The organism is Streptomyces sp. WMMC940, from assembly GCF_027460265.1.
GTDB lineage: Bacteria > Actinomycetota > Actinomycetes > Streptomycetales > Streptomycetaceae > Streptomyces.
The window spans coordinates 1,031,486-1,045,083 of sequence record NZ_JAPZBC010000001.1; the positions used below are offsets into that span (position 1 = coordinate 1,031,486).

Below are 13,598 nucleotides of genomic sequence, written 5' to 3' on the forward strand. Positions count from 1 at the left end.
CTCACCCCGCAGCAGGAGCGAAGAAGGTCAGCAGCCGGTCACGGATTAGTGCCGCGGACTGCTCGGGAGGTCGTTTGTTCACGTCCACCCGCAGCACGTCGAAGTCCGCCTGGATCAACCGCTCGGTGGCCTGTCGGTAGAAGTGTGTCTCAGCGTGCGAGCTGCCTGGCGAGAGCTGGAAACGGTTGTGTGGCCCGCGCTCCTGGAGCCGTTCCGAGATGACCTCGGGGTCGGCTTCCAGGATGACGGCGAGGTCGGGCCGGTCAGCCTCGGCATTCAGTCGCCAGAGGAACGCCGGGTCGATGCCGTCGAAGCGCTGCATCACGAGACCTGACGGGATGTACCTGTCACTCAAGACGACACGGCCGGCCTCGGTGTTGGGCCGGACTTCCGCCTCAAGGTGGTGGTAGCGGTCAGCCGCGTACAGGCACGCAAGGGTGTGACCAGTGGTCGTCTCGGTCAGTTCGCGGCACAGCGCGCCGATGGGACCTTCGCTTGGCTCAGCCGTGACGTGGACCTCTTCGCCAGCAGCCACCAGAAGTTGCGCGAGGTGCTGGACGATCGTGGACTTCCCTGCGCCGCTCGGCCCGTCGACGCTGACGAAGAGGCCGCGCTGGTGATCAGAGAAGGGCCTGAGACTCATTCTGGCCCCCTTCCGGCTTCTGGCCGGTGGCCGCCAGTTCGATAGCGGTCATCGCTTCGGTGGTGAGGCTGATCTGTTCGGCCGCCAGGTTCTCGTAGAGGCGTGTGCTGCTACCGGTTCCGGGGATCGGCGCTGCCACGGGCGACCGGTGCAACAGCCACGCCAACGCGAGTTGAGCCGGTGTCGCGCCGTACTCGGCAGCCAGCTCGTGAAGCACGCTGCGGGGTTCTGCGAGCCGACCCGTTGCCAGCGGGGCGTAAGGCACGAAGGAGATGCCGGTCGCCTCGCAGTGCCGGAGCACGTCTTCTGACGTCTGGTTGGCGACGTTGTACTTGTTCTGTACGGCCGCGACGTCAACCAGCTCGCTGGCTGTGCGGAGCTGTTCCACGGTCACCTTGGACAACCCGACGTGGTGGATTTTCCCTTCGGCCTGCATGTCCCGCAGCACGCCGAGCTGGTCTTCCAGCGGAACCGCGGGGTCGATACGGTGCAGGTAGTAGAGGTCGATCCGTTCGACCTGGAGCCGTCGGAGACTCATCTCGACGCACTGGCGCAGGTAGTTCGGCTGGCCACAGGGCGACCACTGGTTGGGGCCTTGCCGTGTCAGGCCGCCCTTAGTGGCGATGACCAAGCCTTCGGGGTACGGACGCAACGCCTTGCGGATGTACTTCTCCGCAGTGAATGGGCCGTAGGCGTCGGCGGTGTCGATGTGTGTCACGCCCGCGTCGACAGCATCGCGGAGTACCTGCATGGCCTGTTCCGGGTTGTCCGGTGCTGCCCAATGGCCGGGGCCGGTGTGCTGCATGGAGCCGAAGCCGATGCGCCTGCCGCTAGAAGAGAACATCTTCATCGACCTTCTCGGGAGGCTGGCCGCGCAGCTCTTCCAGGCTGTGCGCCTTGGTGGCGAGCAGCACGAACAACCGGGCGGCAACCAGTGCGTCATACGTCGCCCGGTGGGGCGAGAGGTCTTCCGGCAGTCCCTCGGCCAGGCTGAACACCTCGACCAAGCTGCCGAGTCGGTAGCTGTCCATGCCGGGCATCAACCGACGCGCGAGCTTGAGGGTGTCGAACACCTCCGGCGGTTCCCAGCCGGTGAGCTTGCGCTGAAGCACGCCAACGTCAACGTGGGCATTGTGCGCCACGATCGCCGGGTGACTCAGCGCCGTGAGGACATCGACCTTGACCGCCTCGAACGAGGGGCAGTTGGCCACGTCCTTGCTGCTCAGGCCATGAATTCGGGTGGCGAAGTACTTGATGGGCGTCTCCGGCTTCACCAGCCAGCTCATCGGCTCTCCGATGACCCCGCCGACCACTGGCACGGCGGCCAGCTCCACCAGGTCGGGCGGCTGCTGGCCGTTGCCCTCCACGTCGACCACCACGAAGTTGAGGCTCGTCCAGTCAGTCACCTTGCTTCTCGCCCTTCCAGCCGATGTCGGCACGGCCGTGCCGACGTTCACGGTGCGGGTGGCGCACGTCGTGAACCTGGAAGCCGAGGGCGTGTTGCAGGTAGTAGCGCGGCTGCTCGGTCTCCAGGCCGGACACCACGGCCGCCCGCTCGGTGATGTCCACGACTACGAGACCACGCGCCTCGGACAGGCCGCCCGCGACCTCCCGCACCTGCTGAGCCGTCGGCACCCGGTGGGCGCCGGCGCACAGTTCAAGTTGACTCAACGGGCAGATGTCGCACAGTTCTGGAATCCCGTAGTGGCCGTTGTAGTCGGGAAGACCGTGCGTGTAGGCGACCGCGCAGCTGGTCTTGCGGAAGAGCGGCGTCGCAGCGTCGAACGTGGCCAGCACCCGCTGCTCCAGCGTCTCGGGCACGATCTTCCGGCGCGCGGTGTCCGTGTACGGCTCGGGCAAGCCGTTGGCCTTGTAGTACTCGGCGATCTGGTCGCGGTAGAACAGGCCGGTGAACACCGTGGCGTCGGCGTGCTGGGCGAGCTTGTACGCCTGGTCAAGGTGTTCGTCTGTGTCGTTGAGGCCTGGCACCAGCGGACGCCAGTAGAGGACTGTGCGGTACCGCCGGTGCTCCGGCCTGCTCATGAGCTTCAAGGAGTCGGCGGCCACGCTCGACGGGTACGGCTCGACTTCTCGATTGTCGATGCCGCTGTACGTGAACAGCAGCGTGAGCTTGATGTGCCGGAGCTGGTTCAGGCGCTCGATGTCCTCGGGCTTCATCTGGTGGCGCGTGATGACGAGGACGTGGTTGGTCAACTCGCGCTCGTCCAGGTCCTCCAGCACGGCCAGCGTGTGCGGCCGGACGACCGCGAGGAACGGGTCGGTAGCCCGGTTGAACACCTGCACCGGTGTGATGTGCGGCTGAAAGTATCGGTGAGTGACCAGCTCCTCGACGGCATGAGCGTCGCTCATGAGCGCCCGCGGCACGCGCTGGTCCCACAGGCCGTAGGTGTGCCGGATGCAGTACGCGCAGTCCAGCGGACACCCCTGGATGTGGTTCAGGCTGAGGCCGCTCTTGCGGTACTCCACGACTTCGCGGGCGCGTTCCGGCAGTTGGTCGATCTGATCCCTGCTCAGCAGGGCAACACGGGTCGCCACTGGCTACTCCCAAGTCCCTTGACGGCGGACGCGGTTCGGCGTCCCCAACGGGAGAGTAGGGAGGAAAGACGGTGCTGAATAGAAAGTTTCTTGGTATTTCTCGAAATGCCACGAACGAGTGAGCGCCCGCGAAACCATCAGAACGGTATGCGCGATTCGCTTACGAGTCGAGGAACCTTTCGTGATGGGCGTCCACCTCGCCAGCGCGCCTCACTAGGTCTCCGAGCAGTGGTTCGAGGAACCCAGCTGTGGCCTCATCAGGAGCCAGGCGCTCAATATTATCCAGAAGGACTGAGACCGAGAGCTTAACGAGCATCAAGGGGACTTGAGGCCGGACGTCATAGCTGCTGAGATTTGGTGAGAACTCGCCATCTTCAAACAGAAGATGGTTTCGGTAAATGTCGTTCCAGTCGCCGTGCGTTTCGACTGAACCCATGCGATAGCCAATGTAGACGCTGGGCCCGAGCAGCTTGATACGCTCCTCTGCCGATGGGTAGCCGATGCGCGCTCTTCCCGGCAGCTTCGACACGTCGTCGATGCCGGCCGCTTTTGCTGTGGCAGCGATTGAGCGCCTCATCCGTTCTTCGATGGGCCACGGCTCGCCGTTTCGATCCTTTATGTTTCTCTGAATGTCCTGAAGGAGTTCACGTTCCGCCACCAGGCTGTTCATGACGTACTTATCAAAGCGGTCTCCCGTGCCGTCGTCGCCGATCAAGTAGACCAATGTGGCTAGAGTTTCGATGGCGTCCCTTGACACGCTCAGCTGCTGGAACGTCTCTCTTTCGTTCAGCTCACGGAGCGTCAATCGGAGCAACTTGCACGTACGAACTAGTAGTCCGCGCAAGATCGCGTCGTTCCGCCCTAGCGGCGTCGTTGGCTTCAGTGCCCCAATAATGCTGAACCAATGCGTCGCTTCACGAAGAAGGTAGAACGCCGCCTCCATGTACGGTGACTCTGTAGTTGTCCTTTTTAGGGCTTCCATATCTGGCGAGTAGACTTGCGAGAGTTGGGCATCTCCAATTTCTGCATATTGCATGTGATTATTTTACCCTCAGGTCGATCTTGAAGCATCTGATTTTTCGACCGTCATTGACTATCGTCGGCGTCCTGGGGAGCAAGATCGTCAATCACGCGATTGATGATCGCCCGCGCACTACGACCGTAGCTGGCGACTCCGGCCAAGTTGTCGAAGATGCCGCTGTACAGCGCCAGCTCTTGCGGCTGCGCAAGGTTCAGCTCGGCCGAGAAGGTCTCAACCATCACGCGGTCGGCATCGAGAATCCAGAAGCCGTGAGCTGGGGCAACCACGTACGCCGTCTCAAATCCGATGATGCCAAGCTTCACGTTGGGGAGCTGCGAGAAAGAGACTAGACGGTCGAGCTGCCCAAGCATGATCTCCGGCGGGCAGAGCCGGTAGCGGAGGGCGGCCTCGGTCAGCACGAAGTGGAACCGCTTGTCCGGCCGGTACAGGATGTCTTGCCGCTGCACCCGAGCGGCCACCGCTTCGTCAATGTCGTTGCGCACCTTGAACACGGTGATGCTCTGCGCGAAGCGGTAACGGGCGTACTCGGCGGTCTGGAGCAGACCAGGGATAAACGTGGACTCGAACGCCCGGAACAGCCGGGTCTTAGCGTCGAGGTCGGCAATCTCCTGCTGATGTGGCTTCAGGCCCACGCGGAGCTGGCGTTGCCACTCGGCGTGCTGGACTTCAAGGGTGTGCAGGGAGGCGAGCAGCGCTTCCGTCTCGCCCTCGCTGTTCGTGGCTCGCGTCCAGTCCCGGATGTCGTCGTCGGTCGGTGTCTGCCTGCCGTTCTCCAGCTTGCTGACCTTGGACGGCGGCCACGACAAGGACTCCGCGAGCGCACGGCCGCTCAGCTTGACGGCCGTGCGTAGCTCGCGGAGTCGCTTGCCGAGTGCATCACGCGCTTCGTGAACGCTAGTGATGCCTGTCGTTCGCTTCGGTGGCAAAGTCATCCCGTCGTACGGCGCGGTGCCAGGCGGCATCCCGCCAGTAGTTGTGCTTCACGATCACGGCGGGGTCTTCGATGAGTTCACCGCCAAGGAAGTTCTCATCGTCATCGAAGTGCATCCGCACCAGCTTGGACGAGTCGAACAACCAGTAGTCGTAGTCCGGCAGTTCAGAGGCGTCGTCACGCCTCAAGTACCGGATGTCCTCGCCGGCCTCGTTGGTGTACTCCGAGCAGAAGACGCCGAACCGGCTGTAGTCGGTCAGAGGCGTGCTCACGACTCGAACACGTGCGAACCGCCGGCCCGCCGCGGTCGCCTCCCGGATCATGCTCAACCAGTTCTGGAACCAGCCCATGTCCACCGGCTCACCCGCGACGAACTGACGCAGTGCCGCCGACTCGTTCGCGGACTTGTAGTGGTCGCGCGTCTCCAGCCGGAAGGCGGTGTGCTCGAAGGTGCGGAAGAGCTGGCCGAACTCGGGGCCGGGTTCGATCATGCGGCTCAGCGCTGGCCCTCCTGCTCCAGGTAGCGACGGGCGTACATCTTGAGCACGTCTTCGGGGATCTCGATCAAGGTCTCGTGGTCGGGCACGTCACCGACGTCAGCGAGCGCCTGCGGGTCGGTGACCTTCCAGCCCTGTGCGATGTAGGTCACGCGGTCGGTGCGGTCGGTGGCGAACAGGGTGGGCGACTGGCCCTCCTGGGACTCTGGGTCTTTGCCGAGAAACGTGGCGCGCATGGTGGCCCCCATTGCGAGAAACTTGGCGAACCGTTCTCGACCATGGTCCCGCAGGTCGCGGCCTCCGGTCAACGATGCGGGCGCAACCGGGAAGCCGTACGTACCGGTGCCTACCCTCAGCTTTTGAGCACCCGCGCTACATGGATTGGGAAGCACGACATGGTTATCGAGCCCTATACAGGCGGTTCCGTCATAATGCGAGGGCATCAAGCACGTCCCGCACGGCCATGACAGCGAATGGTTGAGCCAGTTGCGCCGGGCGTGGCTGTAATCATCGCGTACTTTTAGCAGGAACTGAGGAGAGTGTCGTAATACTGCCGCATTATGACCCCGGGAGGGCAGCAGGGTCATTACACCACTATCCCGGACGTCTGGTCCGCTTGCCCTAGTACTCCAGCAGTACTTTGACGTTTTCCCTGTTCAGGGGCAGTTTGGGTGAGTGTAGAGGGCTGCGTGGCGGCCCGTGTTCTCTTTCCCGGGCTGCCCCTCGAACGAGTGCAGCCGCCGCTGATAGTGACAGCGGCGGGCGACGGCTTGGCGTCGTCTGCGCCAGTGTGACCACCTCAGTGCGCGTGCGCTGATGAGGGACTGATGAGCGCGTGCGGCGGGTGGGTGGCCAGTTGCCAGGAGCCGCCGAACTTCTGCCACGGTGAGGGGCGCGAGGCAGGAACCGTTTCTGCTGCCCCCTTTGCCGCAGCATCGGCTGCCATGACGGCCAGGAAGGCGTGCGCCAGCATGGCCAGGGTGACGTGCCGCATCCAGCCGGTGTAGCGGCGGACTTCGTACTGGTCGAGGCCGCATTCGTTCTTGGCAGCCTGGAAGGCTTCCTCGATGGCCCAGCGCGTCCCGGCGACGCGGACCAGGTGCTCGACCGTGGTGCCGAGCGGTGCGTGGGCGAGGTAGTAGGCGATCTCATCGGGCTTGCTGATGCTGCGGCGTGCCAGTGCCCACCGCTGGTGGGTGGGCATTTCTCCGTCGAAGTCCTCGATGGAGGTGATCTGCAGGGCGGCCCAGTGGTAGTTGCGCGGGCCTTTGGCGCCGTCACCGCACGAGTGTCTCTCCCACGCTTCGTCAGGTGCCTGGGAGAAGAGATGGTCGATGCGTCCGAAGTGGGGCACCAGCTGGGATTTGGGGACCGCGAGCACATAGCCCAGGCCGGTCTCCTCCAGCATGCGGCGCAGCCGGTATTCCTGGCCGTAGGCCGAGTCCGCGGTCACCCAGGCGATCGGCAGTGGCGAGGCGATCGCCCGCAGCACCATCGCCTTGGCCAGGTCGGGCTTGGTGGCGAAGGTCCGCTCGTCGGGGATGTGGGCGGCGCGGCAGCGGTCGCGGTCGTCGGTCCAGGACTTGGGCAGGTACAACTCCCGGTCCACCAGGGCGCGTCCTTTCCTGGTGGCGTAGGCGGCGAACACGCCGACCTGGCAGTTCTCGGTGCGGCCGGCGGTACCGGAGTACTGGCGCTGCACTCCGGCCGAGGTGGTGCCCTTCTTGAGGAAGCCGGTGTCGTCGAGGATGAGAATCCCGTCGGGTTCGCCGAGTCGTTCGGCTACGTAGTGCTGGAGGTCGTCGCGGAGCTCATCGGCGTTCCAGCGGGCGCCGTTGAGAAGCCGCTGGAGGCGGTCGGGTGTGCTGTGTCCGGCGTACTCGGCCAGCTGCCAGCCGTTTTTGCGGCCGACCGGGCCCAGTAGCCCACGGATATAGTCACGCATCCGGCGACGTGGCTCGACGCGCCTGAAGCGGTGGCCAGTACGCAGGAACAGTTCCTCGAGCTCGTCGTTCCAGATCTCAACTGCACGCTCGTCGATCACGCCGGGAGGCTGCCCGGACCGCTGTCACTATCAGCGGCGGCTGCACTCGTTCGAGGGGCAGCCCGGGAAAGAGGACCGGTAGCTCCTCTCCGTCGTACAGCACGGGCGCGTCCCAATCGTCGGGGGCGCTCACGCCCTCCCGGTCGACGATCACAGCGCGGGTCGGCACCGGCAGTGCCGTCGCCGCCGCGACCACGGCCGCCTCCACGGTGTCGGCCTGCTCCGTCGTGATGCCGTCGAGCCACAATGTCTGGCTCTCGCAGCCGAACGGCTGGTACGCGTACTGGTCGACCACGTCGATGTCGGCGGAGAACCACCGGTTCATGGTGATGGACGCGATACGCAGACCCAGGAGCCGGCCGAGTTCCTCCGGGTCCATCAGGACATCGTCCCCGCTTTCTCCGCCTGCTTGATGGCCGAGTCCGGATTCCATCGGCCCAGGAGTAGCTCGCTCGCCACGGCGGCCGCGCTCTCCGCTGTGAGTCGTCAGGAGGTGCGAGTGTCGTCGGAGTTCTCGCGGTTTGCGAGGACCTCGGCCATGTGTGTCTGCGCCCAGTTTCTGAGCCCGCGCGTCATGTGGTGGAGCGAGAGGCCGAGGTCGGTCAGCTCGTAGGAGACGGTGACAGGGACGGTTGGCGTCACGGTACGGGTGAGCAGACCATCGTGCTCCAGCGACCGTAGCGTCTGGGTCAGCATCTTCTGGCTGACCCCGGCCAGAAGACGAGAGAGCTCGGAGTAACGCATCGCTTTCGGAGTGTCTGCGTGTGCTGCACCCGGCCGGCCAGGGCTGTCGTCACCGCCCAGCGCACAAAGGATCAGCACGACCCACTTGTCCGAGATTCGGTCGAGCAGCTGCCGGCTGGGGCACCCTGCCAGGAACGCGTTGTACTCCACTTTGGCCTGAGCCCTCTTCTGGGCCGCCTTCGTCGTCACTGATCGCACCTCTCACCGATGGGTGGGTTACGCACTCCAAAGTGCCTACTTCCCCACAGGAAGTTTCTCTCCAATGCTGATGCAGGGAGGCAGCAGGCGCCACCCCCCGAGTGCACGACGAAAGGCAACAGGATGAGCACACCCTCCCTCTCTCTTCCCGGCGGCACCTGGACTCTGGGTGACCTGACCGTCACCCGGTTCGGCTACGGCGCCATGCAACTGGCCGGCCCGTGGGTCATGGGGCCGCCCAGCGATCACGAGGGCGCCCTGGCCGTTCTGCGTGAAGCTGTCGGCCTCGGCATCACCCACATCGACACCAGCGACGCCTACGGACCGCGCGTCACCAATGAGTTGATCCGCGATGCACTGCACCCCTATCCCGAGTCGCTGCACATCGTGACCAAGGTGGGTGCGACCCGCGACGAACAGGGTGGCTGGCCCACGGCCCGGCGACCCGAAGATATGCGCCGTCAGGTTCACGACAACCTCAAGTCCCTCCGGCTCGACGTACTCGACCTGGTCAACCTCCGACTGGGTAACGCCGAAGGTCCCCAGCCCGGCTCGCTCGCCGATGCCTTCGAGTCGCTCGTGGAACTCCAGCAGCAGGGCCTGATCCGCCACCTCGGGGTCAGCAACGCCACCGAGGAGCAGGTCACTGAGGCACAGAGCATCGCGCCGATCGTGTGTGTGCAGAACATGTACAACCTCGCCCACCGCCACGACGACAAACTCATCGACAGGCTCGCCGCCGACGGCGTCGCGTACGTGCCCTTCTTCCCCCTCGGGGGCTTTACCCCGCTTCAGTCCTCGGCGCTCTCGGCGGTCGCCGCTCGATCGAAGGCGACACAGATGTCCGTCGCACTGGCCTGGCTGCTGCAGCGATCACCGAACATCCTGCTCATCCCCGGCACGTCGTCGACAGCGCACCTGCGCGAGAACATCGCCGGCGCGGGACTCTCCCTCTCTCCTGAGGACTTGACCGAGCTGGACGGCATCGGCCGCTGAATGCCCCGTAGCTGAACGGCCCACGAGCCACGACCGAAGTACCGTTCAGGTTTCGGCCCCGGTCACCTTCGCGCGACCGGGGCCGGAGCAGGACGATTCGCCCTCACCTGGTCGACATCAGATCATCAACCGTCAGGAACCTGTGTCCACCGACGGTGGCAGCTCACCCCACGTCGGTGACCGGGTAGGCGTCGAGGGGCCGGGAGCTGATGGTGAAGTTGATCGAGTCGGTCAGCCAGGGCGTCCCGAGCGCGTTGAGCGAGATCATCACGCTCGGCCTGACACTGAAGAAGCGAGCCACCGACGTGCTCGGCCCCGCCACAGGGGGCATCTCCTCTTCCGGCGGCTCTTCGAGTTCGACGACAAAACGGTTCCCTGCACTGCCTGTTCCCGACAACACCGACCTCGCCGAGTACCCGGGACGTCTCGATCCACACCTGCACCGGCAGACCCGACCACTCCGGAGAGAGCACCGTCGGCCTGCACGGACTGACACCACCGGGCACTACGATGATCCGCCCATGCCGAGCTCCTGCTCGAAGGTACGGGCCGGCCGCCGCGTTGCATCCGTTCTCCATCCGCATCGGGAAGTGTGTGCAGTGTGACATCGACGAATCAGACCTGGCGGTAGGGACGACCCATGGTGCAAGCCCCTTCGTTGAGGCGCTCCGCCGGCCCGGTGGCCGCGTGGCGCTCGGTGATGCTGGTCCTCGCTCTGGGTCAGGTGGTCAGTTCCGTCCTCAGCCAGCTCTACGGCGGTGAGTTCACGACAGCCGACCGTCCAGGCGAGCCGCCCATCGTTCCGGTCGGCTGGGCATTCTCGATCTGGACACTGCTTGAGCTGCTCTGCGTCGTCTACGCCCTGTGGGCGCTGCCCGAACGTCGCCCGGATCCCGAGGTTCGAAATCGCTTGGCGGTCCCGCTCTCGGTGGTCTTCGCCGGATTCAGCTGCTGGCTCGTGGCGGCGGAGGTCGCACCGGTGTGGGGAACGGTCGCGGTGTTCACCGTCATGATCTTCGGTCTTGTGCGGGCCATGTCAGTGGCACTGGAGCACCGTTTCGCCATCGCCACCTGGCGGCCTGTGCCCAGAGGGCTCTTGTGGTGGATGCTCGGCTTGTACACCGGGTGGTCGACCATCGCGGTCTGGGTGAACCTCACCACCGCCGTGGCCGGTTCCGGGGCGCCCGTCAGTGGCGGGGCGGGCGTGGCGGGGCAGTTGGCGGTGTTGGCCGGCGCTACCGCGACCGCCGTGGTCATCGTGCGCCGGACTCGAGGTCTGCTCCCCTACGCCCTCGCCGCGGGATGGGGTCTGCTGACCGCCATGCTGGGAGCTGCGAGCGCCGGGCAGCCCGTCCTGGCAGGCGCCGCAGGCGCCGGATTCGCCGTCGTGACCGGGGCCACCGCCGTCACGCGACGGGAGCGAGCAGCCCGCGCACCGGAGTCTGAGCCGTGAGGCTGGGGAAGCGGAGCATACCGCTCGTCACCGGAGGCGCACGCCTCGGCATACGAGCAGAAGCATCCGGCAGCGACTGCGGAAACGGGGTGCACTCCCCCAGGACGGAGACTCTTGCGGCGGCTTCCCCGGCTCCCCGTCGCAAGGGATGCTCAGTCGAGGCAGAACTCGTTGCCCTCGATGTCCTGCATCACCATGCACGACTCGTTGTCGTCATCGGCGAGCAGCAGCCGCACGCGCACCGCGCCGAGGGCGACCAGTCGTGCGCACTCGGCCTCGAGCGCGGCCAGGCGCTCCTCCCCCACCAGCCCGGTGCCGACCCGTACGTCGAGATGGACCCGGTTCTTGACGACCTTGCCCTCCGGGACGCGCTGGAAGAACAGTCGCGGGCCCACACCTGAGGGATCGCTGCAGGCGAACCAGGAACCCTGCTTCTCAGGCGGCAGCGAACGGTCGAAATCGTCCCAGGTGGCGTACCCCTCCGGCGGCGACGGGACGTCGTATCCCAACACCTCGCACCAGAAGCGAGCGACGCGCTCAGGTTCCGCGCAGTCGAAGGTGACTTGGAACTGCCTGACCGATGCCATCGGGCCACAGTAGCAGGGCCTCCCGTTGCCCAATCGGCCACCGCTCGATCTTCGGGAGTCCACACACCACACCCGACGGTCAGGCGGTGGCCGGACCCGTTACCAACGGTTGCGGCCGTGTCGTCAATGCTCCACCCGGCCCCGGAGACCCGCTGCGACAACAAGGATTCGAGGACCGCGACCTCATGTGGTCGCGGTGCTCGTTGCGTTGTCCCGGCTGATGGTGCCGAGGGCCCCACAGGGCGGACACCCCTTCGTGTCGGCTCCGGCTGCCTGGTGCGCCGTGCGGCGTCCCCGAGATCGTCGCGTAGCCTTGCGGGTCGAGCCACCAGGAAGGGAACACGCTTCCTCATGTCCCACTCGCCCGTCCCGCCCCGACCCCAGGTTCCCCCGCCGAGCGGCGCTTCCGGTCCACCGTCAGAGCGGACCGGGCCCCATCCCGGCTTCGACGGCCGGGAGTTCCGGGGCAACGGTTCGGGACAGCCGCCGCAGATGCCACCGCGGCCTCCGGGCGGCGGGCCGCGAGCAGGTCGGGGCAGGGTCGCACTCCTGGCCGGATCGGCAGTCGCCGTACTCGCACTGATCGGTGCCGCTGCCGTGACGTTGCCGGAAGACGACCAAGCGGCAACCAGCGAGGCCAAGCCGGTCTCGACGTCTTCCGGACCGCAGAGCGTCGAGGGCGAGGAACTGCTGCGCGTCGCAGCGCCCAAGGGGTCCCTGGACCTGAACTCCCGGGCCGTCTCCGCCGCGGGCAGCTGGGTCACCGACAGCTACTACGCCTCCGGCGCCGCGGACGCGGTGAACGGCTACCACACGGCGACGGGGAAGCCGGCATGGACCGTTCCCCTCGACGGCAACATCTGCGAGGCGTCACGCGACATCACCAGCACCGGCAAGGTGGCGGTTGTCTGGGCGGCCGACAAGAAGGTGCGGTCCAGATGCACGCAGTTCGGTGTCATCGACGTGAACAAGGGCGCCGTCCTGTGGCGCACTTCCATCCCGGCAGGCAAGTCCGGGCTGGGGCTCGACCTCAACGTCGGGATCAGCGAGGACATCGCCGCCGTCGGCGGACCCGACGGCACTCTCGGATACCGGACCGGCACCGGCAGACAGATCTGGGACGCACCGCTCGAGGGTTGTCTGGCCGAGGAGCACACCGGCGGCGGGGAACTCTTCACCATGCTGAGCTGTCCGGGCGAGTTCCGGGTGGCGAAGCGCAGCCCGCAGACCGGGCTGGCGACTTGGCAGTACACGCTCCCGAAGGGCTACCGCGGCGCGTGGATCGTCTCGGGGGACCCCCTGGTCCTGGCCGTGATGACCAAAGAGGACCTGCTCGACGCCGACCGGCTGCTGACGGTCTCCGGGACGGGGAAGCCGCTGGGCACGATCGACCTCGGAGAGGACTACACGGCTGGGTGTGCGGACAACGACGGCACGTGCGATGCGACCGTGGCGACCGACGACACGGTGTACATCGCCAGCGATCCGCCCGGCCTCTCCGCACCCAACCACATCGCCGCCTTCGACATTCGGACCGCGAAGCGGAAGTGGACATCGGCCGCACCGGAGACCCCCAACGCGGGAACCTTCATCCCCGTCCGGGCCGACGGAGACGGCCTCATCGCCTACATGCCGCCCGAGAACAAGCTGGGCAGCCGCGTCGTGCGCCTCGCACAGGCGGACGGGAAGCAGACGATCCTGCTGAGAATGCCGGACAGGCTCCTGGCGGGCGCCGAACGCGACATGATCAGCACCGAGGTCCCCGACCCGGCACTGTTCAAGGACGGCAGGTTGTACCTCCACCGCAGCGGGGCGTTCAACGAGTACACCGCCGGGACCCCCATGACGTTGATCCTCGGTACCCGATAGCCCGAGCGGAGCACCTCCGGGCGGCCACCGCCGGGCAG

Annotated in this window: 16 protein-coding genes; 3 read left to right on the plus strand and 13 right to left on the minus strand. The window is 65.8% G+C overall.

Annotated features, from left to right (window positions below; translation table 11 throughout):
* Nucleotide 1: 1 nt before the first annotated feature.
* The 11 genes from tmk to O7595_RS04710 form a co-directional block, all read right to left on the minus strand.
* Complete coding sequence (gene tmk, locus O7595_RS04660; RefSeq protein WP_269727451.1) at nucleotides 2-643, minus strand: dTMP kinase; 642 nt, start codon at nucleotides 641-643, stop codon at nucleotides 2-4.
* Nucleotides 621-1,493, minus strand: a complete 873-nt coding sequence (locus tag O7595_RS04665) for an aldo/keto reductase (RefSeq protein ID WP_269727452.1) — start codon at nucleotides 1,491-1,493, stop codon at nucleotides 621-623. Before O7595_RS04665 ends, tmk begins: the two co-directional genes overlap by 23 nt.
* The gene (locus O7595_RS04670) at nucleotides 1,474-2,049 is read right to left on the minus strand and encodes a 3'-5' exonuclease (protein ID WP_269727453.1); all 576 of its coding nucleotides are present in this window, start codon (nucleotides 2,047-2,049) and stop codon (nucleotides 1,474-1,476) included. Before O7595_RS04670 ends, O7595_RS04665 begins: the two co-directional genes overlap by 20 nt.
* Nucleotides 2,042-3,199, minus strand: coding sequence for a radical SAM protein (locus O7595_RS04675; RefSeq protein WP_269727454.1), 1,158 nt, complete (start codon nucleotides 3,197-3,199; stop codon nucleotides 2,042-2,044). Before O7595_RS04675 ends, O7595_RS04670 begins: the two co-directional genes overlap by 8 nt.
* Nucleotides 3,200-3,359: 160 nt before the next feature.
* A complete protein-coding gene (locus O7595_RS04680) occupies nucleotides 3,360-4,235 on the minus strand; it encodes a DUF5677 domain-containing protein (protein WP_269727455.1) in 876 nt (291 codons plus the stop codon).
* A 50-nt stretch (nucleotides 4,236-4,285) separates the two neighbouring features.
* The gene (locus O7595_RS04685; protein WP_269727456.1) at nucleotides 4,286-5,203 is read right to left on the minus strand and encodes a helix-turn-helix domain-containing protein; all 918 of its coding nucleotides are present in this window, start codon (nucleotides 5,201-5,203) and stop codon (nucleotides 4,286-4,288) included.
* Complete coding sequence (locus O7595_RS04690) at nucleotides 5,136-5,663, minus strand: DUF6879 family protein (protein ID WP_269727457.1); 528 nt, start codon at nucleotides 5,661-5,663, stop codon at nucleotides 5,136-5,138. The genes O7595_RS04685 and O7595_RS04690 overlap by 68 nt, the downstream gene beginning before the upstream one ends.
* Nucleotides 5,664-5,668: 5 nt before the next feature.
* Nucleotides 5,669-5,917 (minus strand): hypothetical protein, encoded by a 249-nt coding sequence (locus O7595_RS04695; protein WP_269727458.1) that lies wholly within the window; start codon nucleotides 5,915-5,917, stop codon nucleotides 5,669-5,671.
* A 551-nt stretch (nucleotides 5,918-6,468) separates the two neighbouring features.
* Nucleotides 6,469-7,710: an IS701 family transposase gene (locus tag O7595_RS04700; RefSeq protein ID WP_443071818.1), complete on the minus strand. Its 1,242-nt coding sequence runs from the start codon at nucleotides 7,708-7,710 to the stop codon at nucleotides 6,469-6,471.
* The gene (locus O7595_RS04705; protein ID WP_269727459.1) at nucleotides 7,691-8,092 is read right to left on the minus strand and encodes a hypothetical protein; all 402 of its coding nucleotides are present in this window, start codon (nucleotides 8,090-8,092) and stop codon (nucleotides 7,691-7,693) included. Before O7595_RS04705 ends, O7595_RS04700 begins: the two co-directional genes overlap by 20 nt.
* A 107-nt stretch (nucleotides 8,093-8,199) precedes the next feature.
* Nucleotides 8,200-8,646 (minus strand): winged helix-turn-helix transcriptional regulator, encoded by a 447-nt coding sequence (locus O7595_RS04710; protein WP_269727460.1) that lies wholly within the window; start codon nucleotides 8,644-8,646, stop codon nucleotides 8,200-8,202.
* Nucleotides 8,647-8,778: 132 nt separating this feature from the next.
* Here O7595_RS04710 and O7595_RS04715 point away from each other — a divergent pair, with 132 nt between their 5' ends.
* The gene (locus O7595_RS04715; RefSeq protein WP_269727461.1) at nucleotides 8,779-9,651 is read left to right on the plus strand and encodes an aldo/keto reductase family oxidoreductase; all 873 of its coding nucleotides are present in this window, start codon (nucleotides 8,779-8,781) and stop codon (nucleotides 9,649-9,651) included.
* Between the two features lie 163 nt (nucleotides 9,652-9,814).
* On the opposite strand, the gene O7595_RS04720 is transcribed toward O7595_RS04715, so the two are convergent.
* On the minus strand, nucleotides 9,815-9,973 hold the full coding sequence (locus tag O7595_RS04720) for a hypothetical protein (RefSeq protein WP_269727462.1): 159 nt from the start codon (nucleotides 9,971-9,973) through the stop codon (nucleotides 9,815-9,817).
* A gap of 318 nt (nucleotides 9,974-10,291) precedes the next feature.
* Here O7595_RS04720 and O7595_RS04725 point away from each other — a divergent pair, with 318 nt between their 5' ends.
* Nucleotides 10,292-11,104: a hypothetical protein gene (locus tag O7595_RS04725; protein WP_269727463.1), complete on the plus strand. Its 813-nt coding sequence runs from the start codon at nucleotides 10,292-10,294 to the stop codon at nucleotides 11,102-11,104.
* 152 nt (nucleotides 11,105-11,256) lie between these two features.
* On the opposite strand, the gene O7595_RS04730 is transcribed toward O7595_RS04725, so the two are convergent.
* On the minus strand, nucleotides 11,257-11,691 hold the full coding sequence (locus O7595_RS04730) for a VOC family protein (protein ID WP_269727464.1): 435 nt from the start codon (nucleotides 11,689-11,691) through the stop codon (nucleotides 11,257-11,259).
* 597 nt (nucleotides 11,692-12,288) lie between these two features.
* Here O7595_RS04730 and O7595_RS04735 point away from each other — a divergent pair.
* The gene (locus O7595_RS04735) at nucleotides 12,289-13,560 is read left to right on the plus strand and encodes an outer membrane protein assembly factor BamB family protein (RefSeq protein WP_269727465.1); all 1,272 of its coding nucleotides are present in this window, start codon (nucleotides 12,289-12,291) and stop codon (nucleotides 13,558-13,560) included.
* The last annotated feature ends 38 nt before the right edge of the window (nucleotides 13,561-13,598 follow it).